General features: G+C 32.5%; 1 protein-coding gene. It reads left to right on the top strand.

Annotation, left to right across the window (positions count from 1 at the left end; all coding sequences use genetic code 11):
• Positions 1–142 precede the first annotated feature (142 nt).
• Positions 143–949, top strand: a complete 807-nt coding sequence (locus tag FC88_RS05855; protein ID WP_057813728.1) for a Cof-type HAD-IIB family hydrolase — start codon at positions 143–145, stop codon at positions 947–949.
• Positions 950–1022 lie beyond the last annotated feature (73 nt).

The following is a 1022-nucleotide window of genomic DNA, read 5'->3' as shown; positions in this document are numbered from 1 at the left end:
ATGGAAAATATTAAGTTTTAAAAAATGTTCGGTTATTTCTTGCAATCTGCCAAATAAAAAAATTAAAATTACTAATTTTCAGTGTATCATTACTTGCTCACCAACTATAATTACTGAATAAAATATAGTTAGGAGTTTCGATATGACATACAAATTAATTGCCATCGATATTGATGATACTTTATTAACTAGCGCTAAAACTATTTCCAGCCAAACTAAAGCACAGATCCGATTAGCTCTAGAAAGAAATATTAAAGTCGTCCTTTGTTCTGGTCGTCCCCACAAAGCAATGTACAAATACGCTCAACAATTAGGAATCTACGGAACAAATCAATATATGATCACTAACGGTGGCGCCATCATCGAAAATCTCAATAGCGATATTATTTTTCAAAATACCTTACCAAATATCTTTTACCATTATTTCGTCGATTTTGTCGATAAAAATTCATTGTCTTACTGTGTCTTTGATGTGAATGGCAATATTTATACTAGCAATCATGCTGATATTGATCCTTTTACTATCGCAATGGCTTTTGAAAATGGTGACGGTTTACATATCAGAAATCCAGAAGAAATGCCCAGTGATTTTGAAATAACTAAGGCTGTAATCAATGGTAACGAAGAAAAAATCAATCGCATTACTAATTTTATTAAGTCTGAGTTTAGCGATTACTTTGTTGTCAGGACTGGTATTGGTTATTTGGAGATTTTTCCCAATAATGTCAATAAAGGAACTGCCTTAAAACATTTAGCTAATCATCTTAATATAGAACTTAGTGAGATCATCGCCTTTGGTGACCGTGACAACGATATCCCTTTACTAAAAACTGCCGGATTAGGAATTGCAATGAAAAACGCCACTGTTGGTACCAAAGCTGTTTGTGACTACATTACTACTGACAACAATCACGATGGCGTCGGTAAAGCATTGGCAAAATTTGTTTAAAAAAAGAGAATTGAAGCTGAAGTGCAATAAAAAAGTTAGACATTTTTATAAGTTTTAAGAAATCATGGATTGT

The organism is Companilactobacillus futsaii JCM 17355, from assembly GCF_001435505.1.
GTDB lineage: Bacteria > Bacillota > Bacilli > Lactobacillales > Lactobacillaceae > Companilactobacillus > Companilactobacillus futsaii.
This window is presented reverse-complemented; position numbering and strand designations above follow the sequence as displayed.